At 67.7% G+C, this 24,182-nt stretch carries 21 protein-coding genes; 12 read left to right on the top strand and 9 right to left on the bottom strand.

Annotated features, from left to right (window positions below; translation table 11 throughout):
• Positions 1-18 precede the first annotated feature (18 nt).
• From D5301_RS10075 to D5301_RS10115, 9 genes are all read left to right on the top strand, one after another.
• Positions 19-1,377: a type II and III secretion system protein family protein gene (locus tag D5301_RS10075; RefSeq protein WP_110712598.1), complete on the top strand. Its 1,359-nt coding sequence runs from the start codon at positions 19-21 to the stop codon at positions 1,375-1,377.
• A gap of 27 nt (positions 1,378-1,404) precedes the next feature.
• Positions 1,405-2,661, top strand: a complete 1,257-nt coding sequence (locus tag D5301_RS10080; protein ID WP_153855557.1) for a fimbrial protein — start codon at positions 1,405-1,407, stop codon at positions 2,659-2,661.
• Positions 2,646-3,995 carry a CpaF family protein gene (locus tag D5301_RS10085; protein WP_110712600.1) on the top strand — a complete coding sequence of 450 codons (1,350 nt, stop codon included), beginning with the start codon at positions 2,646-2,648 and terminating at the stop codon, positions 3,993-3,995. Before D5301_RS10080 ends, D5301_RS10085 begins: the two co-directional genes overlap by 16 nt.
• Before the next feature lie 2 nt (positions 3,996-3,997).
• Positions 3,998-4,954 carry a type II secretion system F family protein gene (locus D5301_RS10090; protein WP_110712601.1) on the top strand — a complete coding sequence of 319 codons (957 nt, stop codon included), beginning with the start codon at positions 3,998-4,000 and terminating at the stop codon, positions 4,952-4,954.
• Between the two features lie 28 nt (positions 4,955-4,982).
• Complete coding sequence (locus tag D5301_RS10095; RefSeq protein ID WP_110712602.1) at positions 4,983-5,918, top strand: type II secretion system F family protein; 936 nt, start codon at positions 4,983-4,985, stop codon at positions 5,916-5,918.
• Entirely contained in the window at positions 5,918-6,796 is an 879-nt protein-coding gene (locus tag D5301_RS10100) for a Flp pilus assembly protein TadD (RefSeq protein ID WP_153855558.1), read from the top strand. The genes D5301_RS10095 and D5301_RS10100 overlap by 1 nt, the downstream gene beginning before the upstream one ends.
• Positions 6,793-7,248, top strand: coding sequence for a DUF3613 domain-containing protein (locus D5301_RS10105; protein ID WP_153855559.1), 456 nt, complete (start codon positions 6,793-6,795; stop codon positions 7,246-7,248). Before D5301_RS10100 ends, D5301_RS10105 begins: the two co-directional genes overlap by 4 nt.
• Positions 7,249-7,256: 8 nt before the next feature.
• Positions 7,257-9,410 carry a TadG family pilus assembly protein gene (locus D5301_RS10110; protein WP_153855560.1) on the top strand — a complete coding sequence of 718 codons (2,154 nt, stop codon included), beginning with the start codon at positions 7,257-7,259 and terminating at the stop codon, positions 9,408-9,410.
• A 99-nt stretch (positions 9,411-9,509) separates the two neighbouring features.
• Positions 9,510-10,223 carry a DUF2968 domain-containing protein gene (locus tag D5301_RS10115; protein WP_153855561.1) on the top strand — a complete coding sequence of 238 codons (714 nt, stop codon included), beginning with the start codon at positions 9,510-9,512 and terminating at the stop codon, positions 10,221-10,223.
• Positions 10,224-10,292: 69 nt separating this feature from the next.
• On the opposite strand, the gene D5301_RS10120 is transcribed toward D5301_RS10115, so the two are convergent.
• Positions 10,293-10,688 carry a hypothetical protein gene (locus D5301_RS10120; RefSeq protein WP_153855562.1) on the bottom strand — a complete coding sequence of 132 codons (396 nt, stop codon included), beginning with the start codon at positions 10,686-10,688 and terminating at the stop codon, positions 10,293-10,295.
• A gap of 186 nt (positions 10,689-10,874) precedes the next feature.
• On the opposite strand from D5301_RS10120, the gene D5301_RS10125 reads away from it, so the two are divergent.
• A complete protein-coding gene (locus D5301_RS10125) occupies positions 10,875-11,699 on the top strand; it encodes an alpha/beta hydrolase (RefSeq protein WP_153855563.1) in 825 nt (274 codons plus the stop codon).
• A 123-nt stretch (positions 11,700-11,822) separates the two neighbouring features.
• Here the strand turns inward: D5301_RS10125 and D5301_RS10130 are convergent, their stop codons facing one another.
• From D5301_RS10130 to D5301_RS10160, 7 genes are all read right to left on the bottom strand, one after another.
• Positions 11,823-13,472 (bottom strand): MFS transporter, encoded by a 1,650-nt coding sequence (locus D5301_RS10130; RefSeq protein ID WP_110712609.1) that lies wholly within the window; start codon positions 13,470-13,472, stop codon positions 11,823-11,825.
• On the bottom strand, positions 13,466-14,749 hold the full coding sequence (locus D5301_RS10135) for an alginate export family protein (protein ID WP_153855564.1): 1,284 nt from the start codon (positions 14,747-14,749) through the stop codon (positions 13,466-13,468). Before D5301_RS10135 ends, D5301_RS10130 begins: the two co-directional genes overlap by 7 nt.
• Positions 14,728-16,575, bottom strand: a complete 1,848-nt coding sequence (locus tag D5301_RS10140) for an amidohydrolase (RefSeq protein WP_194936628.1) — start codon at positions 16,573-16,575, stop codon at positions 14,728-14,730. Before D5301_RS10140 ends, D5301_RS10135 begins: the two co-directional genes overlap by 22 nt.
• 119 nt (positions 16,576-16,694) lie before the next feature.
• Positions 16,695-17,120 (bottom strand): DoxX family protein, encoded by a 426-nt coding sequence (locus D5301_RS10145; protein ID WP_049398467.1) that lies wholly within the window; start codon positions 17,118-17,120, stop codon positions 16,695-16,697.
• 2 nt (positions 17,121-17,122) lie between these two features.
• Positions 17,123-17,779 (bottom strand): hydrolase, encoded by a 657-nt coding sequence (locus D5301_RS10150; RefSeq protein ID WP_100434852.1) that lies wholly within the window; start codon positions 17,777-17,779, stop codon positions 17,123-17,125.
• Entirely contained in the window at positions 17,776-18,192 is a 417-nt protein-coding gene (locus D5301_RS10155; RefSeq protein WP_228756374.1) for an AraC family transcriptional regulator, read from the bottom strand. The genes D5301_RS10150 and D5301_RS10155 overlap by 4 nt, the downstream gene beginning before the upstream one ends.
• Positions 18,193-18,269: 77 nt before the next feature.
• On the bottom strand, positions 18,270-18,605 hold the full coding sequence (locus D5301_RS10160; protein WP_110712614.1) for a hypothetical protein: 336 nt from the start codon (positions 18,603-18,605) through the stop codon (positions 18,270-18,272).
• A gap of 96 nt (positions 18,606-18,701) precedes the next feature.
• On the opposite strand from D5301_RS10160, the gene D5301_RS10165 reads away from it, so the two are divergent.
• Together D5301_RS10165 and D5301_RS10170 are read left to right on the top strand one after the other, a co-directional pair.
• Positions 18,702-21,731, top strand: a complete 3,030-nt coding sequence (locus tag D5301_RS10165; RefSeq protein WP_153855566.1) for a sensor histidine kinase — start codon at positions 18,702-18,704, stop codon at positions 21,729-21,731.
• Positions 21,724-22,377, top strand: a complete 654-nt coding sequence (locus D5301_RS10170; RefSeq protein ID WP_153855567.1) for a response regulator transcription factor — start codon at positions 21,724-21,726, stop codon at positions 22,375-22,377. The genes D5301_RS10165 and D5301_RS10170 overlap by 8 nt, the downstream gene beginning before the upstream one ends.
• A gap of 297 nt (positions 22,378-22,674) precedes the next feature.
• Here D5301_RS10170 and D5301_RS10175 read toward each other — a convergent pair whose 3' ends face one another.
• Positions 22,675-24,132, bottom strand: a complete 1,458-nt coding sequence (locus D5301_RS10175; protein WP_153855568.1) for an amidohydrolase family protein — start codon at positions 24,130-24,132, stop codon at positions 22,675-22,677.
• Positions 24,133-24,182 lie beyond the last annotated feature (50 nt).

A 24,182-nucleotide genomic window follows, 5' to 3' on the forward strand; every position in this document is an offset into this window, starting at 1 on the left:
CCTGCATCGAGCGCATCCATGACCCAACGTCGCCACCGCCCACACCCCTCTCCCCGCCAGCGTTGGCTGGCCCTGCTGCTGGTGCTGCTGGCTCCGGCAACGAGTGTGGCCGCCGACGATCTGGTATTGCAGGCGCGTGAGCAACGCCCCTGGAACCTGCCGGCTGATCTGGAGCGGGTTGCCATCGCCGATCCCGGTGTCGCCGATGTCGTGATGCTGCGTGGGCGGCGCCAGGCATTGCTGGTCGGCAAGGCGCCGGGCACCACCACCCTGCTGCTCTGGCACCACAAGCAGGCCGAGCCACAGCGGTTGCAGGTACGCGTGCAGAGCGCGGTGCAGGGCGCGGCCGACGCCGGCACCAGCGGGCTGATGTTCACCCAGCAGGACAGCCAGGGCCTGCTCCAGGGCAGCACCGACAGCGTGCTTTCGCACATGCAGGAACAGAAGACCGCTGCCATGGCACTGGGCAAGGATGGCCTGCTTGCCGACGCATCCACCGTCAACAGTGGCGGCGTGGTCCAGGTCGAGGTCAAGGTGGTCGAGTTCAACAAGACCGCGCTGAAGCAGATCGGCATCAGCTTCCAGAACCGCAATGGCAACTTCGCCTATGGCTTCGCCCGACCTGGCGGCCAGCTGCCGGGCAATACCGGCATCCTGCCCGGCATGAAGGAAGGCAACTCCGGCAATGAAGCCGAATCGCCCATTTCCTCGGCCTTCCGCCTGGTGTTCGGCTCGACCAAGGGCCTGTGGAACGCCGATGTCGACCTGCTGCAGAGCAACGGCATGGCACGCGTGCTGGCCGAACCGACCCTGGTCGCCCTGTCCGGGCAGAGCGCCAGCTTCCTCGCCGGTGGCGAACTGCCGATCCTGGAGCCCCAGGGCCTTGGCACCACAACCATCACCTACAAGCCGTTCGGCATCGGCCTGACCGTGACCCCGACGGTGCTGGCCCCCAACCGCATCGCACTGAAGGTGGCGCCGGAAGCCAGTGATCTGGACTACAGCAACGCCATCGCCCTCAACGGCGTGCAGATTCCATCGATCACCACGCGCCGCGCCGACACCACGGTCGAGCTGGGCGACGGTGAGAGCTTCGTGATCGGCGGCCTGGTCAGCTCCAACGTCGTTTCCAACGTCGGCAAGATCCCGCTGCTGGGCGACCTTCCGATCATTGGCTCGTTCTTCCGCAACTTCGACTACAAGCGCCAGGACAAGGAGCTGGTGATCATCGTCACGCCACGGCTGGTCCAGCCGTTGGCCCGCAACACCGAGCTGCCGCTGCCTGGCGAGCGCGAGGCCAAGCCGCACCTGCCCGAATGGGGCGCGTGGCTGCTTGGCCCGATCAGCCAGGACCCGGTACCCGGCTTCTCACGCTGATTCCATGATGCCTGCGATACCACGCCCATGCCCTACGCCACCGCCCAGCCGCTGCATCCGCAAGGACCACCGATGAACCTGGTCCTGTACGGAATCGATCGCGAACTGCTGCCCCGGCTGGCGGCAAAGCTGCCGCCGACCACCACCCTGCACTGGCAGGACAGCAGTACCCCGACCTCTGCACAGGACCTGCAGCGAGGGCCGCAGAGCCTGGTGCTGCTCGACTTCCGCCCGGAGCACGCGGCCGCCTCAAGCGTGCTTGCACAGCAGCTGCAGCAGACCGAACCGGACCTGATGCTGGTTGCAGTCGGCGCCACCAGCGCAGGCCAGGTGGAAGGCGTGGTGATGGCCCTGCGCGTTGGACTGCGCGACGTGCTGGACCTGGACAGCGACAATATCGGCATCGAAGCAGCGTTGCGCCGGGCGCTGTCGCCACGGCCGGCCGCCGCAGCACAGCACGCGCACAAGGCACGCTTGATCGTGCTGCTGGGCGTGCGTGCCGGCGTCGGCACCAGCACCCTGGCCGCGCACCTGTCGGTGCTGGCACAACAGACACGTGCGCTCGCCCAGGGCGAGGCCCTGCAGCAGGATGGCCTGCTGATGGAGCTGGCACAGCCTTCAGGCGATCTGGCGCTGTACCTCAACCTGGACAGCCGCTTCCACTACGAAGACGCACTGCGCAACGCCAGCCGCATTGATGCCACCCTCGCCCGCACCGCGATGGCACGTCACGATTCCGGGCTGGTCCTGCTGGACCGTGCGAGCGGTAGCGATGCGGTGCCGCCGTCCGATCCCGGCGCGCTGCTGCAGCGCCTGCGCGGCGTCTTCGCCAGCGTGTTGTGCGATGCCGGTGGCTGCCCGTTGCGGCAGCTGCCACCGCTGCTGCTGGACCAGTCGGACGAGATCTGGCTGGTCACCGACGCTTCGATCGCCACCCTGGTGTCGCTCGACCAGGCCCTGAAGCATCTGGCCGGGCAACGCGAACGCGAAAAACGCCTGCAGCTGGTGATCAACCGCCACGACGACAGCAGCGGCATGAGCCCGGAGCAGATCGCGCGCCGCTTCGAGGTGCCTCTGCTGGCCACTCTGCCTGAGCGCCCGCGCGTGCGCCTGGCCGCAAGCCAGGGCCACCTGCTGCTGCAGGACGCGCCGCGCGACCCCTATCTGCGTGCCCTCGCCCCGCTCGTCTCGCGCCTGGACCCGGCGGCCTGCCCGGTCCAGGCGCAAGGCCTGCGGGAAAGACTCTCCCTTGCCCTGGGTGGATCGCAATGGAAGACAAGGTAACCCCGTTCCCGCATGCCGCCACCCGCCCGGTGCTGCCCGACAGTACACCGGGCCACCAGCCGTTCGCGCAGACCGAGCAGTACCAGAAGGTGCTGTCGGCCGCACATGAGCACCTGCTCAACAGCATCGAGGACGAGCGCATCGACATCGATTCCTGGGCCCCTGACACCATCGCCCGCTGGGTGCAGGTGCAGACCGTGGGCTTCATCCAGGAATGGCGCATTCCGATCAACGAGGAAGAGATGCAGGTGGTCGCCGAAGGGCTGGTCAAGGAACTGACCGGCTTCGGGCCGCTGGACGACCTGCTGCACGATCCGTCCATCGAAGACATCCTGATCAACGGCTTCAAAGACGTGCACGTCTCGCAGGGCGGCCAGCTCAAGCGCGCCACCCAGCGCTTCACCGATGACACGCACCTGCTGCGCATCCTGCGCCGCATCCTGGCCCCGCTCGGCCGCCGCCTGGATGACTCCAATCCGATGGTCGATGCGCGCCTGCCCAATGGTGGTCGCCTCAATGCGATCATCTCGCCACTGGCGGTGGACGGGCCGATGGTCTCCATCCGCAAGTTCCGCAAGGATCCGTTCACCCCCGACGAACTGTTGGCCAAGGGCACCTTCGATGCGCCGATGCAGGCCTTGCTGAAGGCCATGGTGCTGGGCCGCTGCAACATCCTGGTGTCCGGCGGCACCAGTTCGGGCAAGACCTCGCTGCTGAATGCACTGGCCAGCTACGTGCCCCCGAACGAGCGCGTGATCACCGTCGAAGATACCGCCGAACTGTCGCTCAACCACCCGCATGTAGTACGGCTGGAAAGCCGCATCGGCGGCGCCGAGGGCCACGGTGCGGTCAGCATCCGCGACCTGGTCCGCAACAGCCTGCGCATGCGCCCGGACCGTATCGTGGTCGGCGAGGTCCGTGGCGCCGAGGTGCTGGAAATGCTGCAGGCGATGAACACCGGCCATGACGGCTCAATGGCCACCATCCATGCCAACTCGCCGCGCGACTGCCTGTACCGCATCGAGATGCTGGCCGGGTTCGCCGGGTTCCAGGGCAGCGAGGACAGCCTGCGCCGGCAGATCGCCAGTGCCATCGATTTCATCGTGCAGATCTCGCGCCTGGGCAGCGGGCGCCGTGTGCTGGTCTCGATCACCGAGATCACCGGCGTCAGCGACAACCTGATCACCACCCAGGAGATGTTCCGCCACGAGCTGCAGATCGACGGCAGCGGCAAGGAGACCGATCGCTGGATCGGGCTGGGCTTCCATCCGCATTCGCACAAGCTGGAGCCGTTCCGCCAGCAGCTGCGCGAATCGTTGTACGGAGACTTCTGAGCATGGGCACCGGCCTGCTGCTGGGCGTGTTGAGCATCATTTCGGTGCTGGTGGCGCTGGCGGTCTGGCTGTGGGGCACGGCCAGCAGCCGCGAACAGCGCCAGGCCTCGATGCAGCACGCCGAGCAGCAGCTGGCGCGTGGCAGTGCCGGCGGCGGGGTACCTGCCGGACCGTCCGTCACCGCGGCCAACGATCCTGCGCGACCCGCCGGCAGCGGGCGACGCGTGCTGCCACTGGACGGCCTGCTGCAGCGCGCAGGCCTGCAGACGGGTTGGAAGCTGCCGATCATGCTGCTGGTACCCGGCCTGGTGCTTGCGGTGGTGGCAACACTGCGGCTCGGCACCGCATGGATGTTCCCGCTGACCCTGCTGCTGTACCTGCTGGGCTGCTGGCTGTGGGTGATGCGGCGGACCACGAAACTGCGTGCGCAGCTGCTGCACCAGCTGCCGGACTTCCTTGACAACCTGGTGCGGCTGACCGCACTGGGCAACAGCCTGCAGGCCGCGTTCCAGGTTGCGTCGATGCAGACCAGCGCGCCGCTGCGCGGCCTGCTGGACACCACGGTGCGCTTCGCGCGCAGTGGCATGGAGCTGGACCGCGCGCTCGCACAGGCCGCCCATCCCTATCGCATGGATGTGCTGAAGGTGCTGTCGGTAGTGATCGGTGTCAGCGTGCGCATCGGTGGCCGCTCCGACCAGATCCTCCAGCGCATGGGCGATTTCATGCGTGACCTGGAGCAGGCCCAGCAGGAGCTTTCAGCGACGACTTCGGAGACGCGCATGTCGGCCTGGGTGCTGGGCCTGCTGCCACCGGCCTGCGCCGTACTGATGGCGATCGCCAGCCCGGACTTCTTCCAGCCGGTGCTGCACGACCCACTCGGTCACAAGATCCTGTTGATTGCCTTGGGCATGGAGCTGGCCGGTGGCTTCCTGCTGTATCGCCTGGCCAAGTCGCTATGAACGACCACCACTCCCCTGGAGAAGACCGATGAGCGCCAGCGCCTGGTTCGCCCTCTCCCTTCTGGTACTGGCCGCCGGCGTCGCCCTGCTCGGTATCGGCGGCTGGATACGCAGCCATCGTGAGCAGCGTACAACGGCCACGCTGAAGACGGCCCTGCAGCCGCGCGAAGAGTCCCGTGACACCGAAGCTGCACGGCGCGATTCGCTGGGCTGGCTGGAACGCTTCGGCCGCGCCCTCAGTGGCGGTCGCCTGGAAACGGCATTGCTGGCCAATGAAGACCGCCTGCTGTTGGATCTGGCCGGGTGGAACACCCGCCGTGGTACCGCCATCTACCTCGGCCTGCGCCTGCTGCTGGCCGTACTGGTGCTGGTACTGGCGCTGACGTTCAGCAGCGTCACGGGGTGGGCCAGGATCATGATGATGATTGGCGCGCTCGCTGCGGGCCTGCTGCTGCCCAAGTTCATTCTCTCCTCCTGGGTAAAGCGTCGCCGGCGTGCGGTCGACAACGAGCTGCCACTGCTGATCGACCTGCTGCGCCTGCTGCAGGGCGTGGGCTTCAGCATGGACCAGAGCCTGCAGACGCTGGGCGACAAGCTGCGCGATGCGCTGCCGGTACTCGGCACCGAGCTGCAGGAGGCCAACGTCGCCTACACCCATGGCCGCACGCGCGCGCAGTCGTTGCGGCGCCTGAGCGAAGTCTATGCCGACGATGACCTGACCAGCCTGATGCAGCTGATCCTGCAGGTGCACGCGCATGGCGGCGCGGTGCAGGAGCCGCTGCGGCAGTTCAGCATCCGGCTGCGCGAACAGCGTCGCAACACACTGAAGGAAAAGGTCGGCAAGCTCTCGGTGAAGATGACCGTGGTGATGATGCTGACCTTGCTGCCAGCGCTGATGCTGGTCCTTGCCGGCCCGGCGCTGGTCGCGCTGGCCACCACCATGTCCAAGATGGGATCGCCCTGATGCCTGCCCTGCGCACCTCCTGCCTGCTGCTTGTGCTCGCCGCCGCTGCCAGCGGCTGCGCGTCGACGACGCCGAAGTACCTGCGTGCACCCAGCCTGGCCGCACCCGAACCGGCGCCGCAGGACAGCCGCAACGCCTACCTGGAACTGATCGGGCGCATGCAGCTGCAGGGCGCCTGGTATGCCTCGCTGGCCCACGTGGACGCTTTCCGCCAGCGCTACGGCGATCCGCCGGCGCTGCGCCTGCTGCAGGCCGATGCGCTGCGCGAAACCGGCCAGGCCGACGCAGCGATCGCCCTGTACCGCGATCTTTCCAGTGGCGCCCAGGCCGCCGCGGCCGCACACGGGCTTGGCCTGATCGCCGCGCGCCGTGATGACGATGCCGGCAGTGAACAGGCGCTGGCCCGTGCCACGCAACTGCAACCGCTGAACACCGACTACCTGGGCGACCTCGGCTACGCGCGCCTGCGGGCCGGCCAGTTCGAACAGGCGCGGGAGCCGCTGGCCAAGGCGCTGGAACTGTCCCCGGGCAACGCCAAGGCCACCGCCAACCTCGCCCTGTGGGCCGTGCTGCGCGGCGATACCGCCACCGCCGAGCGCCTGGCCCAGCAGGCCAACCTCAACGAGGACACACGGCGCAGCATCCAGCAGCAGGCCGCGCAGATCCGCACCCGCCTGCAGCAGCGCCAGGCCACAACCGTAGCCTCGGCAACCGCCCCGCCACCGCCGCGTGCCGTCGCCAGCAGTACTGCAGGCAACACACGACTGGCCGTCGAGCCGCGCCGCGAGACCCGCGATGAGCGCGATCCGCAGCGCCTGCCGCCTTCGATGCTGGAACGCTTCAGCACCTCTGATCACCCGAACGGGAACACACCATGACCGCAACGCTCCTGACCCGACGCCTGTTGCCAGTGCTGGCCTGCCTGTTGATTGCAGGCACCGCGCAGGCGCAGCAACAGCCGTTGACCGGGCAGATGCTCGGCGGCGGCAGCCCCACACCGGCCTCGCAACCGTTGCAGTCCGAGGCGCTGACGACTGTGGACCTGTCCGCGCCAGCCCCGCCGGCACCTGCCGCGATGCCGGCGGCGATCGCCGCCACTGATGCCGCCGCACCGGTGGTCCGCCCTGCACGCAGCCAGATCGGCGATACCGCCCGCGGCCTGTTCCGCCTGCAGGCATCGGGCCAGCAGGCCGGCCAGCGCCTGCCGATCCTCGGCGACCAGGCCACGTTGAGCTATGCCCGCTACATCAAGAGTTTCGAACACGAGATCCCGGACTTCTTTGAAACCGATGTCGCCAAGTCCAAGGGAACATCCTCATCCGGACGCTGAGGTAGGCCATGAAACGCCCACGCCAGTTCAGTTTCAACCGCCCGCGCGGTGGCATGTCGGTCACCATGATGCTGGTCATGCTGGCATTGCTGGCAATGCTGGGCCTGATCGAGATCGGCTACCTGTTCTGGGCCAAGCGTGACGCGCAGAAGGTCGCCGACCTGGCCGCGCTGGCCGGTGCGCAACGACTGGAGCTGTGCACCTCGGACAACAGCGACAACAGCGCAGCACGGCAGAGCGCAGTCACCCAGAACAAGTTCCCGGGCACCCTGCAGATCCGCTGCGGCAACTGGAGCGCCACACGCGCCACCACGAACCGCTTCATCACCAGCGTCGATGCCGCCAATCCGCGCAATGCAGTGCAGGTGGTCGCGCAGCGCAGCGTGCTGCCGTTCTTCGGCCAGAACACCAGCCTGCCCACCGTCAGCGTGCAGGCGGTAGCCCGACGTTCCGAACCGACAGCGGTATTCGCGGTCGGTTCGCAGCTGCTGCGCACCAATGGCGACTCGGTACTGCTGTCGACCCTGCGCCTGGTCGGCCTGGATGTCACCAACGCCACCGTGCTCTCCTATGACGGTCTGGCCCAGGCCAACATCACCCCGTCGGGCCTGCTCAAGGCGTTGAACATCCCGGTCACCGCCAATCTCAGCGTGGCCGACTTCAATCGCCTGCTGTCGGTCAACAAGATCTCGCTGGCGCAGCTGGTCGATGCCACGGCCACCGTGGTCGGCCGCGATACCACCGTGGGCGTGCAGCTGCGCGCCCTGTCCGACCTGGTCGCCACCCAGCTGGACATCAACAAGCTCAACATCGTGCTGGGCAGCCAGTCCGGCGGCGGTGGCCTGTTCGCGGAAGTTGTCTCACCCGATGGCACCGTCGGCAGCGCGCTGGAAACGAAGGTCAACGTGCTCAACCTGATCAGTACCGCCATCTCCATCGCCAACGATGGCAATGGCGTGGCGGTGAAGGGACTGGATCTGCTGGGCATCAACATCCAGGCCGGCGTGGTGGAGCCGCCCTCGATCGCCATCGGCGGCGTCGGCACGCGCGCGTACAACGCCCAGGTGCGGCTGATGGTAGACGTGGACAGCAATAACCTGTTCGCGGTGGGCCCGCTGCTGAATCTGCTCGGCACGCGCCTGCACCTGCCATTGCATGTCGATGTCGCCAATGCGATGGGCACGCTGACCGGCATCCAATGCGGCGCCAGCCCACAGAAGGCCACCATCCAGGTCGATTCGTCGGTGCTGCGCGCCTGTGTCGGCAATGTCGACCCTGCGCAACGCTTCTCCAAGAGCAATGTCTGCGACGCCACCCTGAAGAACGAGCAGTTGCTGAAGCTGCTCGGACAACCCTTGATCAATGACAAGATCACCCTGCCCGCCCTGACCAGCTCGCAGAACCTGACTCTGGCCGCCGGCGAGACTGCATCGACCCGGATCAACCCGCTGGCAGTAGGCAACGCGGTGTCGGATCTGGTCAATGAACTGCTGCGGGTGCTGTCGGGCATGCTCAGCTCGCCCAAACAGGGCATGAGCGCCAACGACACGGCCAAGGCACTGGCCGACCGCTACCTGCAGGCGGCCTTTCCGCCCAACACGCGCTATGACGTCAACAAGCTGATTCCGCTGCTGCGCGATGGCGACCCCAGCCGGCAGCTGGCGCCGCTGAACAGCTGGAACGTACCCGGTGGCCTGCCCTACGCCTGCGGCCTGCTGAACCTGGCCACCTGCCACAAGGACGGGCCGGTCTGGGATGCGTTCAATGTCACCGTCACCGGCCAGGGCCTGGGCGTGCTCGACGGGCTGCTCGGCTCACTGGTCGGCGGCCTGCTGATCAACCGCTGCGACAGCCTGCTCGGGAACCTGATCGACTACAACGGCTGCGTGCGCAACAATCTCGCCTCGTACATCCAGACCGCGCCGGCCGGCTTCCTCGATGGTGCCGGTGGAACCGGCGTCACCAACCCCGATGGCAGTGTCAGCTGCAGCGGGCTGCTGTGTACGCTGCTGAAGCCGATCCTGGCCGCGCTGCGCCCGGTCCTCAACAGTGTCGGCACCCTGCTGACCAACCTGCTGGCCAGCGTGCTGGGGCTGGAACTGGGTCGCACCGACGTCAATGTGCAGTCGATCCAGTGCAGCGCGGCACAGCTGGTCTATTGACCCGTGACGGGCGCCCTTGGCGGCGCCCGCGCCCATGCTAGACTCCCGGCGGGGAACCACCTTCATCTCAACCCACACTCATCCGTGGATGGTCTAGACATGCGAGAAACTTCAGGGGGCGCGGTCTTCGCCCGGCACGCGCGCGGCGCGGCACTGCTGGCCGTGGCCATGATGCTGGTGGCACCGGCGGCGATGGCTGCACGTGGCGACCGCGACGCTGCCGCCGAGCCGGCCACGCGCAGCGCGCCGGTGGTGCGCAACACCGTTGACGAGCTCAAGCAGCTGATGGATGCGCGCCAGCTGACCGAGCTGCGCACCACCTATAACGGCAACTACGGCGCCAGCCTGCTGTTCAACGCCAACACCCTGACCTACTACGTCGCGCTGTTCCAGGAGAAGAACTTCTGGCGGGTGATCAAGACCGACGCGGTGGACAATGCCGAACGTGTCTACCGCACCTTCGCCCAGCAGTCCGAGCAGCTGGCCCAGGTCTACATCGACACCACCCGCCTGGAAGCCGGCAAGCGCTACACCGAGCGCCTGGTGGCCTACAACGAAGAACGCCTGCGCACCCTGCAGCAGGAAATGGAACAGCAGCAGGCGCAGTCGGCGCAGGTCAGCGCCGCCCTGCAGCAGGCCCAGCAGCAGGCCGTGAGCCTCAGCACCGATGTGCAGAGTACCAACAGCCAGCTGGACGCCCTGCAACGCCGCATCCAGATCCTGCAGGCCGAACAGGGCAACCCGGAGCTGAGCCTGCCCAAGCCGGACAGCGTGCCCTCGCCGGCACCCGCCGCCGCCAGCGACGGTCGCTGAAGGCCAACGCCCAGTAGTCCCGCACGACGGCGCCCTTGGGCGCCGTTGTCGTTTCCAGCATTAGCGGATTCAGCGGCACGCGTCGTACACCGCGTCATCGAGCTGCCGACGCTGTACGAAGTCCAGGCGCTTGGCCTTGGCCAGCACCTTCCCGCGCTGCTGCCGCGCACGCTCACAGGCGCCGGGATCCGCGCTGATGGGTATCAGCGCGGCCCGTGCCCGTCCCACCCGCGCGGCACGAGGTCGAGCCGGAACCGCACTGGCCGTCCTGGCTGCCTCTGGCACCGGTCCACGCGACAGCGACGCCTCCGCCGGCACCTCCCAGCGCCATTCCGCACGTCCCTGGCAGGGCGTCTGCTGGTACACCGCATGCGGTCCATCCACGCACTTGTAGACATTGCTCTGTGCCTGCGCTGCCGTGGCCAGCAGCAGGCACAACAGCGGGCTGCATCGCAGTCTCGGCATCGCGGGCTCCTCGACCAGGCTGCCGCCATCGTCGGCGCGGTGGCCGCTTCATGCCAGAGCGATATGCGTCACAGCCCGGGCAATCCAGCACAGCCGTGCAAGCCGTCCGATGTGCGCTGCGATGTACTGCCGAAGGCACTGGCACCGCTGCCAGTACCTTCCCTCCCTTCCGCCAAGGAACCTGCAATGAGCAATTACGTCACCGTCGCCGATGGCGCCCGCATTTTCTACAAGGATTGGGGCAACGGCCAGCCGATCGTGTTCGCGCACGGCTGGCCACTGTCCTCTGATGCCTGGGACCCGCAGATGCTGTTCATGGGCCAGAACGGCTACCGCGTGATCGCCCACGACCGCCGCAGCCACGGCCGTTCCAGCCAGACCTGGGACGGCAACAACATGGACACCTACGCCGACGACCTCGCCGCGGTCATCGACGCGCTGGACCTGAAGGACGCGATCCTGGTCGGCCATTCCACCGGTGGTGGCGAAGTGGCCCACTACATCGGCCGCCACGGCAGCAAGCGCGTGGCCAAGGTGGTGCTGGTCGGCGCCGTGCCGCCGCTGATGCTGAAGACCGACACCAATCCGGCCGGTACCCCGCTGGACGTCTTCGACGGCATCCGCAAGGGCACCGGCGGTGACCGCTCGCAGTTCTTCAAGGATCTGACCACACCGTTCTTCGGTGCCAATCGCGACGGCAACGCCGTTACCCAGGGCATGCGCGATTCGTTCTGGCTGCAGGGCATGCTCGGCGGCGTCAAGGGCCAGTACGACTGCGTGCACGAATTCTCGGAGGTGGACTACACCGAGGATCTGAAGAAGATCGATGTGCCCGCGCTGGTGGTGCATGGCGATGACGACCAGATCGTGCCATTCGATGCCTCGGCCAAGCTGTCCTCGCAGATCATCAAGGACACCGAACTGAAGGTATACGCAGGTGCCCCGCACGGCCTGACCGTCACCCACGCCGACCGGTTCAACGCCGATCTGCTGGCGTTCGCACGCAGTTGATGTGCCGCGGCGGCGCCGTAATGGCGCCGCCGCCCCTTCGGTAGTGCCGGCCGCTGGCCGGCAATCCGATCATCCATCGCGATCCAGCGCAGCCGGCCAGCGGCCGGCTCTACCACGAGAACGTCAGATATCGCTGTGGTGGTGCGGGACACCGGTTTTCGGCAGCGGGTCATGCCCACCCACGAAGTGGCGCACCACCGGCGCACGTTCGCCACGATGCAGCCCGCGCAGCACTTCCTGGATCGCCTTGTCATCGGCAGTGATGCGTTCGTGCTGGCGCAGATGCTCCAGCCACGACGGGGTCACGAAATACTCCAGGTGGATGCCCGGGCTGGCCACGTCCTCCACCACACCCCAGACCACAGCGCCATCGCGGCGACGGATCGTGCCCAGTGCGCGCATCTGCGCCTGGAACGCGGCGCGATCAGCATCGTCAATGCGGTACTCGATGGTCACCAGCACCGGGCCGCGATCGTTGGATACCGGCACCGACAGTTCCGGTGCCGGCCAGTGTCCTGCCGGGCGCAGGTTCAGGTCTTCAGTACCGGCAATGCGCACGCGCCACACCAGCAATCCGCCGATCACCGCACCCGCGGCAGCCACCAGCAAGGCCAGCTCCGGCGAGGTGCGCTGCGCCAGTGCACCCCAGCTCAGGCCACCCGCCGCCATGCCAGCGGAAAACACCATGATGTACAGCGCCAGTGCACGCGCCCGTACCCACGCTGGCACTGCGGTCTGCGCGGCAATCTGCAGCGACGACAGCACGGTGATCCAGGCAAACCCATTGATCAGCATCACCAATGGCAGCACGTACCAGCTGCGGGTCAGCGCCAGCCCGACCAGGCTGAGCGCCAGCGACAGGGTGGCCAGCAGCACCAGCAGGTCACGGTCCATCTGCGCACGCAGCTTCGGCAGCAGCAACGCACCACCCACGGCACCGATCCCGATGCAGCCGAGCAGCATGCCGTACTGCCCCGCCCCACCCTGCATCTGGCCGCGCACCACCACCGGCAGCAGTGCATTCATTGCCGCAGCAAAGAAGAAGAAGCCGACCGACTTGATCAACACCGCCTGCAACCGTCCGGCACGGCTGGCATAGCGCAGGCCCGCCTTCAGGCCGGCACCGAAGCCTTCCGGCGGCAGGCTGGACTGCTTCGGGTCGCGCTTCCAGCCCCACACCACGAACAGCATCGCGGCGAAGGTGATGGCGTTGAAGCCGAACGCCCAGACCGCACCGAGCTGGGCGACGATCACGCCGCCGATGGCCGGGCCGATCGAGCGCGCGATGTTGATGCCGATCGAGTTCAGCGCCACTGCTGAAGCCAGCATCGGCTGCGGCACCAGTTCGGACACGATCGCCGCCTGTGCCGGCATCGCCATCGCCGCACCGCAGCCCATGCAGAAGGTCAGCAGCACCAGCAGTTGCGGGGTCAGCATGTCCATCGCGGTCAGTGCCGCCATCACCGCCGCGACCAGCAGCATCCAGCCCTGGGTGGCCAGCAGGTACCTGCGGCGGTCGACGATGTCGGCCAGGGTTCCGGCGGCCAGTGCCAGCAGCACGATCGGCACCGTGGTGGCCGATTGCACCAGGGCCACCATCAACGGCGAACCGGTACGCTCGGCCATCACCCAGGCGGCGGCCACGTCATTGACCCAGGTGCCGATGTTGCTGGCCAGGATCGCCAGCCAGATCGAGCGGAACATCCGGATTTTCAGCGGGGACCAGGCGCCTGCGGCCTGTGCGGAAGGTTGCGACGCGGTTGCGTTCACCATTGCCATGCTCCAACGATCGAGGCGAACAACGTGTCCTGGCCTCCGGCCTGCTTCAGCGCAGGACCGGCGTCGACCCAGGCCAGCTGCAGCTGCCATTGCCAGTGTTCGCTGGCCTGCCAGCGGGTTTCGGATTTGTACTGATTACCGATACGGCGCGCGCCACCGGCGCTGCCCGGCAAGGCCACCAGCGGTGCCGGCGTGGTGTAGACCGCATCGGCGCGCCGATGCTTCCACGCCATCTGTACGCCCAGCTCCGTCGTCACCGCGTCGTGCAGGCGCAGGGTCAGGGTCGGCTGGATGTCCATCAGGTTGGCCGGGGCCAGCAGGCTGGCCTCGCTGAAATAGGCCGACTTCGGGAACAAGGCGTTGAAGGTTCCCAGCCGGCCGTCATGCAGGTTGCCATCGCCACTGGCGATGTCGGCCTTCAGCCCCAGCCGCGGCTGCAGCGGCAGGTTGGTCCAGCGCCACCCCGTATCGGTCGCCAGCGTCCAGGCGCGGATATCGAGGGTGCCGGCGGTCGTCCGCAGTTCACCGCCCTGCGCCACCAGCTCACTGTTCCAGTCCAGTGCACCGGCCTGGCCGAACCAGCGCGTGCCCAGGGTCTGCCGACGTTCGGCACCCACACCCGCGGCGAAGCGCGCGCCGTCGCGGCGGTAGTCCAGCAGGTACATATCCCACTGACCCGCCCGCTGCCCGCGCGCCGTGGTGGCATAGGCACCCCACAGGTGGGCGCCGTGTTCGCCGCGATCATCGAAGGCACCTGGTCGGTTCTCCACCGGCCGCAGCGCCATCAGATCCAACGTGCCGAAGCGGCCTTTCCAGCCTGCACGTGCACCGTCGAACGCCAGGCGGATGTTCGGCCCATCGCGCACCGACAGCAGCCGTGAACTGCCATAGCCGGCTTCCTGCCGGCCCAGCTGCAGATGGAACGCGCCCTGCTGCCAGCGCCAATACGCCTGCTGCACATCCATCGCGCTGCGGTCGGTACGGCCAGGGCCACCGGCCTTGCCATTCTCCCCATGCACACCCAGCTGCAGCTTCGCCTGCCAGGTCTCTTCCACATAGGTGGCCGAGGCCAGCGCGCGCAGCAGGCCATAGCCATCCTCTGCGCCGCCAATGCCGAACCGGGTCGGGTCGTAGTACAGGCCGCGCACGCGCAGTGACGCCTCCCATTGCAGTTGGCCATTGCCCACTTCGCTGCAGCGGCCACCGTCGCAGGCCTGTGCAAGCGAGGGTGCGGCCAGCAGCGCCAGGCTCAGAACGCGAAGCACGAGCATCCCATCGCGCCCCAGAACGCGGTCAGGTCGTCGGTGGGTGCAGCATGCCGGGCCGCATGGCCGTGCGCGCCGTGGGCGCTGCAGGCCACACCGTGATGGTGATGGTGCGCGGCGGCCAATCCGGTGGCGGTACCGCCGACGTGGTAGCCACCGAACCTGTTGACCGGCGACCAGGTGGGCATCGCCGGCGGCAGCTGCGGCGCAAGCCCGGCATAGTCGGCGTCGGCATGCACGATGCGGCCACCGACCACGGTCAACACGCTGGTGATGTCGGCGATCTGCGCATCATCCACGCGGAAGAAATCGGCCGAGAGCAGGATGAAGTCGGCCAGCTGGCCGGCCTTCAGCGTGCCCTTCACCGCCTCGTCGCCGGAGAACCAGGCGCTGCCCTGGGTCCACAGGCGCAGCGCCTGCTCGCGTTCGAGCAGGTTCTCATCGCCATACAGGGCCAGTCCGCCCACGGTGCGTCCGGTCACCAGCCAGGACAACGCCACCCAGGGGTTGTAGCTGGCCACGCGGGTGGCGTCGGTACCGGCACCGACCGGCACGCCTTCGGCCAGCATGCGCTTGACCGGCGGCGTATGCCGCGCGGCCTGCACGCCGTAGCGCTCGACGAAGGCTTCGCCCTGATAGGCCATGCGATGCTGCACGGCGATGCCGCCACCCAGCGCACGGATGCGCTCGATGTTGCGCGGGGTGATGGTTTCGGCGTGATCGATGAACCAGTGCAGGCCATCGAACGGCACCTCGCGGTTGACCTGTTCGTACACATCGAGGATGCGGGTGATGCTCTCGTCGTACGTCGCATGGATGCGGAACGGCCAACGCTTCTCGACCAGCAGCTTCACCACATCGTGCAGTTCGGGCTCCAGCTCCGGCGGCAGTTCCGGGCGCGGCTCGTTGAACAGCTCGAAGTCGGCGGCGGAGAACACCAGCATCTCGCCGGCACCGTTGTGGCGCAGCAGGTCATCGCCCTGTCGCGGCTGCAGCATCTCGCTCCAGCCGCGGAAATCATCCACTTCCTTGCCCTTGTTCTGGGTGAACAGGTTGTAGGCGATGCGCACCGTCAGCTGGTCATCGCGATGCAGCTGCTCGATGACCTGGTAGTCCTCGGGATAGTTCTGGAAACCGCCGCCGGCGTCGATCACCGAGGTGATGCCGAGCCGGTTCAGTTCGCGCATGAAATGGCGCGTCGAGTTGGCCTGGTACTCGATCGGCAGCTTCGGACCCTTGGCCAGGGTCGCGTACAGGATCAGCGCGTTGGGCTTGGCCAGCAGCAGCCCGGTCGGGTTGCCGAGCGAATCACGCACGATCTGCCCGCCCGGCGGATCCGGGGTGTCCTTGGTATAGCCGCAGGCGCGCAACGCGGCGCGGTTGAGCAGCGCCCGGTCGTACAGGTGCAGCAGGAATACCGGCGTATCCGGCGCGATGTCGTTGAGCTCCTGCAGCGTGGGCAGGCGCTTCTCGTTGAACTGGGTGGCGGTGAAGCCACCGACCACGCGCACCCACTGCGGTGCAGGCGTGCGGTCGACCTGCGCCTTCAGCATGTCCAAGGCATCGCCCAACGAACGCAGGCCGTCCCAACGCAGTTCCAGGTTGTAGTTCAGGCCACCACGTATCAGGTGGGTATGGCTGTCGTTGAGGCCAGGCAGCAGGCGCCGGCCCTGGGCGTCGATCAGGGTCGCTTCATTGCCCCAGCCACGCATGATCTCCTCGTCGCTGCCGACGGCAACGATGCGCCCTTCCTGCACGGCCAGCGCCTGTGCATGCGGCTGCTGTGGGTCAAGGGTGGTGATGCGGGCATTGCGGATGACCAGCGTGCTCATGCGACGCTCCTTGGAAGTGGAATCGAGTGCGGCACCGGCACGGCCGGCCAGGCCCAGCGCCACCGCGGCGCTGCCGGCCAGCACCACGTTGCGGCGGCCGTGATCGAGTGGATCGTGACTCATGCGAGGTCTCCCGGAAGGCGTTGGCCGTCCAGTGCCCAGGCGCCGGGCCCGGTCAGCGCGAGGGCCAGCAGTACCGTGGTCCACATCAACGGGTACTCGCTGCCGCCGCGCATCCAGAACCAGCCCTTGGGCAGGGCCAACAGTACGGTGAAGCCGATGAAGGCCGCCGCTGCAAGCGCGGCGACGCGGGTCTGCCAGCCCAGCAGCACGGCCAGCCCTGACAGCACCTGCAGCAGGGCCAGCAGCAGCGGCAGCGGTGCCACCGCTGGCAGGCCGAAGCCGCGCAGTTCGGTGGCGAAGCCGGCCAGCCCGGGGCCACCGAACCAGCCGAACAGCTTGCCCAGCGCATGTGGCAGCAGGAATCCCCCGGCTGCCACGCGCAGCATCAGCAGGGCCAGGTCGAGGCCATGGCCAGCCAGCATGCTCAGTGCCCGCCTTCCTGCGCGCCGAACATGCGCTTGGCGTACTGGATGCCGATGCCATAGCCACCGGCGTGGTCGCGGGCGATGCCGGTGGTCAGGTCGTAGGTCTCACCGCGCGCCCAGTCACGCTGCAGCTCCAACAGGTACTGCACGCTGGTCATCGGCACCGCACCGGCCTGCACCATGCGGGTGATCGCACGCTCGTGTGCTTCTTCGCTGACATCACCGCAGGCATCGGTGATCACGTAGACCTCGAAACCCTGCGCCAGCGCCGACAGCGCCGGGCCGACGATGCAGACGCTGGTCCACAGGCCGGCAACAACCAGGCGACGCTTGCCGATGCGGTTGATCTCGTCGATCACCGGCTGGTCTTCCCAGGTGTTCATCGAGGTGCGGTCGAACACCGGCTGGCCCGGGAAGATCTCCGGCAGTTCCGGGAACATCGGGCCGGAGAACGACGCTTCGGCAACGGTGGTCAGCAGCACCGGCACGTTGAAGCCCTTGGCCCCCTTGCTGATCAGCGACACGTTGTTGCGCAGCGCGGAGATGTCGATGGTGTGGGTAGCGAACGCCATCTGCGACTGGAAGTCGATCAGCACCAGGGCATGGTCGGTGGGCGACAACAGGGCCGGGGCGGGCGTGGCGGTGGCAAGGCTCATGGTTGGACTCCGTTGGAAACACGATCAGGGGGAAGCAACAGGGCGGCATCACCGGCCAGGTACTGGCCGGGGCTGCAGCCGGTCTCGGCGCGGAAGCTGCGGACGAAATGGCTCTGGTCGAAGAAGCCCAGCTGCTGCGCCAGGCAGGACATCGGCAGCTGCGCGACCGGCAACAACTGGCGCGCACGTTCGATGCGGCGACGGCGCACGTAGCGCAGCGGGCTTGCACCGGTGCCGCTGCGGAACAGGCGCACCAGATGGAAACGGCTGACACAGGCGGCCTGCGCCAGTTCGGTCACCCGCAACGGTTGTGACAGATGCTCGTCGACGTAGCGCAGGGCGCGCTGCAATGCCGCCGCCTGGTGCGGGGCCAGCGATGCAGCAGGCGAAGCCGACGGGGAAACAGTGGCCATGTGGGGCGCCGCGAAGGGGTGGCCCATGGTGCGTGTACGCCGGGCGATGCCCTACCCCCGTCGGTCGAGGCCAGCACCTACCCGAATGGGGGAGGCCGATGGCCGAGCCGGCGACGACCGAACAGCCGCGCATCCAGTGAATAGGCACCCGGGCCCAGCGCCAGCAAGGCCAGCGGCAACACCACCAGTGGCCACGGCAGTGCCTGTGCATACAGGCCCAGTGTTGCCGGCAGTACCGCCAGCGGCGTCAGTACGCCCAGCGCGAGCATCGCCACCGCCAGCAGGCACAGCGCCGACAGCCAGCCCGCGGCGTGCGTGCCCGGCGTGCACAACGCAGCGGCCACGCACAGCCGTAGCCACAGCAGGCCGATGCCCGGCCCGCGGTCGGGGAACATCACGAACAGGCGTTGCATGGCCGGGCTCCACAGGACATGCCGGCGTGATAGCCGACCTCGGCACCAGGCGCCTACCCCGTTCGGGTCACCCGGGGCTGCCCCGCACCTGCCAGAATGCGCGCCATGCATGGCCGCCCCTTCCCGTTCCTGCGTCGCCTGCCGGCGCTGCTGACGTGCCTGCTGCTGTGGACCGCCCTGCCCGCCCTTGCCGTGCAGCGACCGGCCGTGAGCAGCGGGTTGCCTGGCTACGAGCACACCGCGTGGCGGGTCGGCCAGGGTGCACCCGGTGACATCTGGGACATCAGCCAGGACCGTGACGGCCTGTTGTGGCTGGCCACCGGTTCGGGCCTGTACCGTTTCGATGGACGCCGCTTCGAACGGCAGGCGCCACCGGCTGGCACCCGCTACCCGTCCACCAACATGGTCACGTTGGAACACAGCGCCGATGGCGCACTGTGGATCGGCTATTTCCAGGCAGGCATCAGCCAGTTCGCGCGCGGCCAGCTGTACAACTACGGCCGCAGCCAGGGCGTGCCGGTTGGCGTGGTCCCGCACTTCAGCCAGGACCGCGACGGCCGGATGTGGGCCGCCATCAATGGAGGGCTGCGCGAGTTCGATGGCCAGCGCTGGCAGCCGCTGCCCGCGGGCACGGGGGTGCCGGAACACCGCGTGCAATGGGTGCTGCACGACAGCCGCGGCACCTTCTGGGTACTGGCCGACCTCAGGATCTGGATGCGCCCTGCAGGCCAGCCGCGTTTCGAGGACACCGGCATCGCCGTATCCCAGATGGCGACGCTGACCGAGAGCCCGCAGGGCGAAGTCTGGCTGGCGGACCGTGTGCGCGGCACCTCGCCGCTGGCCAACGCGCAGGGCCTGCTGCCTGACAGCGAACGCGAGGCGCGACGCCTGCCGGACCTGGTCGCCGCACGCCTGCAGTTCACTGCCGACGGCGCGTTATGGGCCACGATGAGCCCGCATGGCGGTGTCGCCCGGATCACGTTCGACGGCAGCCGCGCCGTGCGCATGGAGCGTTTCGATTCGCCGCACGGGCTGACCGCCACCTCGGCCGTGCCGATCATCGCCGACCGCGAAGGCAATCTCTGGGTTGGCACCAATCTCGGCCTCAACCGCTTCCGCGCGCGCAGCGTGCACACGCTGGCGGTCGGCCCCAGTGATCCCTATCGCTCGCTGGTGCGGGCCAGCGATGGGCGTGTGTACGGCTACGGCGAGGACCTCAAGCCGTACGACCTGCGCCGGCCACTGCTGGAAGGCAGCGCCGCACAACTGCAGGCGGCCGCGCGCCTGGCGCCCACGCCGATCTGGCAGTTCGACTGGGTCAACCTGGCACGCACGGTGGCTGGCCACACCACGCTGATTCCGCTGCCCGAGCCCTTCACCGGGCAACCGCTGCATGCCCTGCTGTTCGCCGATGACGACCAGGCCTGGGTCTGCACCGGTGAACGTGGCGTGCTGCATTATCTGCACGGCCAGTGGCAGCGCGAAACGCGCCTGCCCGAACAGGCCTGCTCATCACTGGCGCTGGATGCCAATGGCCAGCTGCTGCTCGGCTATGCCGACGGCCGGCTGCGCAGCATGGGCGCGACCCGCATCGAAACCTTCGACGCCAACCACGGGCTGTCGGTCGGCCCGGTCACCGCACTGCTACACCACGAGGATCTTTTGCTGGTGGCCGGTGAGGCCGGGCTGGCCGCCCGCATCGGCAATGGCCGCTTCATGCCGGTCAACACCGACATGGCCGGCGTGCTGGAGGGCATCACCGGCATGGTTGCCGATGCGCACGGTCACCTGTGGCTCAATGGCAGTCGTGGCCTGGTCCGGCTGGGGAGCGATCAGCTGCGACGGGCGCTGCGTACCGGGCAGCCGGTGACGCCACGCCTGTTCGATGCGGTGGATGGCATGCCGGGCATCGCCCTGCAGAGCGGACCGATCGCCACCGCCACGCTGGCCGATGACGGACTGCTGTGGCTGGCCACCAACCAGGGCCTGGCCTGGCTGGACACCACCCGCTCGCACGTCAACACCATGGCGCCCAGCGTGCGCATCGGCGAAGTGCTGTATGGCAGTGAGCACGAGCCACTGCGCGATGGCCTGCGCCTTCCGGCCGGCACCAGCCAATTGCAGATCGATTACGTGGCGCTGTCGCTGGCGCGCCCGGAGCGCAACCGCTACCGCTATCGCCTGTCCGGCGTTGACGACGGCTGGCAGGATGCCGGCAGCAGCACGCGGGCGTACTACACCAACCTCGCCCCCGGCAACTACCGGTTCGACGTGGAGGCCGCCAACGAAGACGGCATCTGGAGCACCACGCCTGCCAGCCGCAGCTTCCGCATCGCGCCCACCTTCATGCAGACCGTGTGGTTCAAGCTGCTGTGCGCAGCCGCGATCCTCGCACTGCTGGTGATGGCGGTGCGCATCCGCAGCGGGCAACTGGCGGCCTTGTTCCGCGCACGCCTGCAGGAACGCAACGGCGAACGCGAACGCATTGCCCGCGACCTGCACGACACCCTGCTGCAGGGCAGCCAGGGCCTGATCCTGCGCCTGCACGCGATCAGCCAGTCGCCGCAGACCCCGGACACGGTGCGTGGCCAGCTGGAATCGGCGATGCAACTGGCCGAGCGCAACCTGGCCGAGGGCCGTGAGCGGGTCAACGCACTGCGTGATGGTCCCTTCGCCGGCCGTGACCTCGCTTCAGCGCTGGCCGATGTGCATGCCGAGTACGCCGGGCATGGCACCAATCCACTGCGCCTGACCGTGGAAGGCGCAACCCCACCACTGCAGGCCGATGCCGCCGAAGAAGTGTTCCTGATCGGACGCGAAGCCATCCGCAATGCGTTGCGCCATGCCAACGCCAGCGCCATCGAAGTGGAGCTGTCATACGGCACGCGGTGCTTCCTGCTGCACGTGCGCGATGATGGCGTCGGCATCACCGATGAAGACGCCGGCCACGGCCATTGGGGGCTGCAGGGCATGCGTGAACGTGCACAACGTCTTGGCGCCGAACTGCAGCTGTGGACCCGGCCCGGCCTGGGCACCGAAGTGGCGCTGGCGGTCCCGGCACGGCGCCTGTATCACCGCCGTCCATCGCGCTGGCGCTGGCCCTGGAGTAAAGCAAACCATGACTGAGTCCCCTGCCCCGATCGGCGTGCTGGTGGTCGACGACCATCCACTGCTGCGCGACGGCCTGGCCGCCCTGCTGGGCGCACAACCCGATCTGCGCCTGCTCGGCGAAGCCGCCGATGGCGAGGAAGCCATCGCCTGCTACCAGCGGCTGCAGCCCGACGTGGTGCTGATGGACCTGCAGATGCCACGGCTGGATGGCGTCGAAGCGATCGTACGGATCCGCGCGATGGACCCGCGCGCGCGCATCATCGTGCTGACCACCTACCGTGGTGACGTACGCGCGGTCCGCGCGCTGCAGGCCGGTGCCAGCGCCTACCTGCTGAAGGACATGCTGCGTCACGAACTGATCGACACCATCCGCATCGTCGCCGGTGGCCGGCGCGCACCGATTCCGCCGGCAGTGGCGGCGAGCATTGCGGCGCATGTCGTCGAGGATCGGCTGTCACCGCGTGAAACCGAGGTGCTGCGGCACGTCGCCAGCGGGCTGTCGAACAAGCGCATCGGCGAGCGCATGCAGATTTCCGAGCAGACGGTGAAAGCGCACATGAAGAGCCTGATGGACAAGCTCGGCGTGGGTGATCGCACGCACGCGGTCACCCAGGCGCTGCGGCGCGGGATCATCAGCCTGGACGACAGCGGTCACGATTAGGGGGGTGTTCGGCAGGGTCTGCGGCCCTGCACCCGCGGTAGTGCCGGCCGCTGGCCGGCAACCTCAACAGCAACGGCAAAAGCGGGATTGGGCGTCCTGCCCAACCCGCCCGAGGCATGCCTCGGGCCCATGCGGCTGACACCCCGCACTCCGACACCGCCCCACCTCTGACAGATTCCGATGGCTGTTGGTAGGTGTCGACCTTGGTCGAGACGGTAGATCCACGCCATGCGTGGATTCCGTTCAAGGCCATAGGGTCGGATCCCTTCCCGCCGGGAAGGGCTCTGACCCTGTCGATCACTGCGTCTTCGCGGCCTCGACATTCCACGCTGCGACCTTGGCCTTGGTGTCGGCCAGCATCTTGTCCAGCGCGGCGCGGTCATACACGTTGCCGCGCAGGATCACGCTGTCGATCTTTTCGGTGGCAGCAATGTCCTGCAGCGGGTTGGCGGTCAGCAGCACCAGATCGGCGGCCTTGCCCTGTGCGACACCACCGTAACGGTCCATCTGGCCGAACCAGGCCGGGCCGGAACGGGTTGCGGCCGACAGCGCCTGCGGTGCGCTCAGGCCCTCCTTCACAAACAGCTGCAGCTCCTGGTGCAGGGCGATGCCCGGGAAGTTGAACGAGTTGAGGAAGCCCGCATCGGTACCGGCGATGATCGTCACACCGGCCTCCTGCAGCATCGGCAGCACCGCCGCGACCTGGTGGTACTGCGCGTGGCGCGCTTCGATCTGTGCCGGCGTGGCCTTGGCCGCGCGGTCCACGCGCCACTGGTAGGTCGCGCGCAGGCCAGGGCCGATGTAGGCCAGGTACGGATCGTTGGCGTGGTCATCCTGGTCAAGGAAATCGAGGATGCGGCCCCCATTGAGGGTCGGGGTCACGAATACACCGCGCTTTGCGAAATCGCGGTAGGCGTGCATCGCCGTGTCACGGTCGAAGCTGGCGTCGAGGCGCCGGTTGGCTTCGGCGCGGTCGATGCGACCGGCACCGAAGTCGGCGGCGATCTGCGCTTCGTCCTTGCTGCCGGCCTTGAATGCGTAATCCAGATGCTCGATCGAGGCCAGGCCGGCATCGACCGCCTGCTCCACGGTCAGTGCCATCGGAATATGCCCCGAGGCCTTGAAGCCGGCCTTGCGCGCAGCACTGGCCGAGTACAGGAACAGTTCCGGCTTCAGCGTGCTGTCGGTGATCTTCACGAAATCAACCTTGTCGCGCTGCAGGCGGGTGATCGCCTTGTCGGCGTCAGCCTCGCTCCCCACCTCGATCGTGCCCTTCCAGACCGGCTTGATGCCTTCGATCTTCGCGCCCGAACTGAGCAGGCGCGGACCAAACAGCGTGCCCTTTGCGATCTCGCCGCGCCACTGCAGCACCTGCTCGGGCAGGTCACCGGAACAGTCGCGCACGGTGGTGATGCCGTGCGCGATATATAGCGGCAGCAGCGCCTTGTTCTCTTCGATCAGCGCCGTGCCACCGCCGAAATGCACGTGCATGTCCCACAGGCCCGGGATCAGGTACTTGCCCTTGGCATCGATCTGGCGGGCAGCGCTCCACTGGCTGCGCAGCTGCGCGTCCGGGCCGACGGCGACGATGTCCTCGCCACGGATCACCACGCTCTGCCCGGCCAAAGTGCTGGCGTGCTCGACATCGACCACGGTGGCATTGCGGATCAGCAGGTCGGCGCGCTCGGCAGCAGACGCCGACAGCGGCGCCACCGCAAGGAGGATGGCAAGGGACAACGGACGGGAACGGAACATGGACAGCATCCTGATGGGCACGCCCAGCGTGCGGGTGGAAGGGGTTTGCA

The sequence above is a fragment of the Stenotrophomonas sp. MH181796 genome, assembly GCF_009659995.1.
Classification (GTDB): Bacteria; Pseudomonadota; Gammaproteobacteria; order Xanthomonadales; family Xanthomonadaceae; genus Stenotrophomonas; species Stenotrophomonas riyadhensis.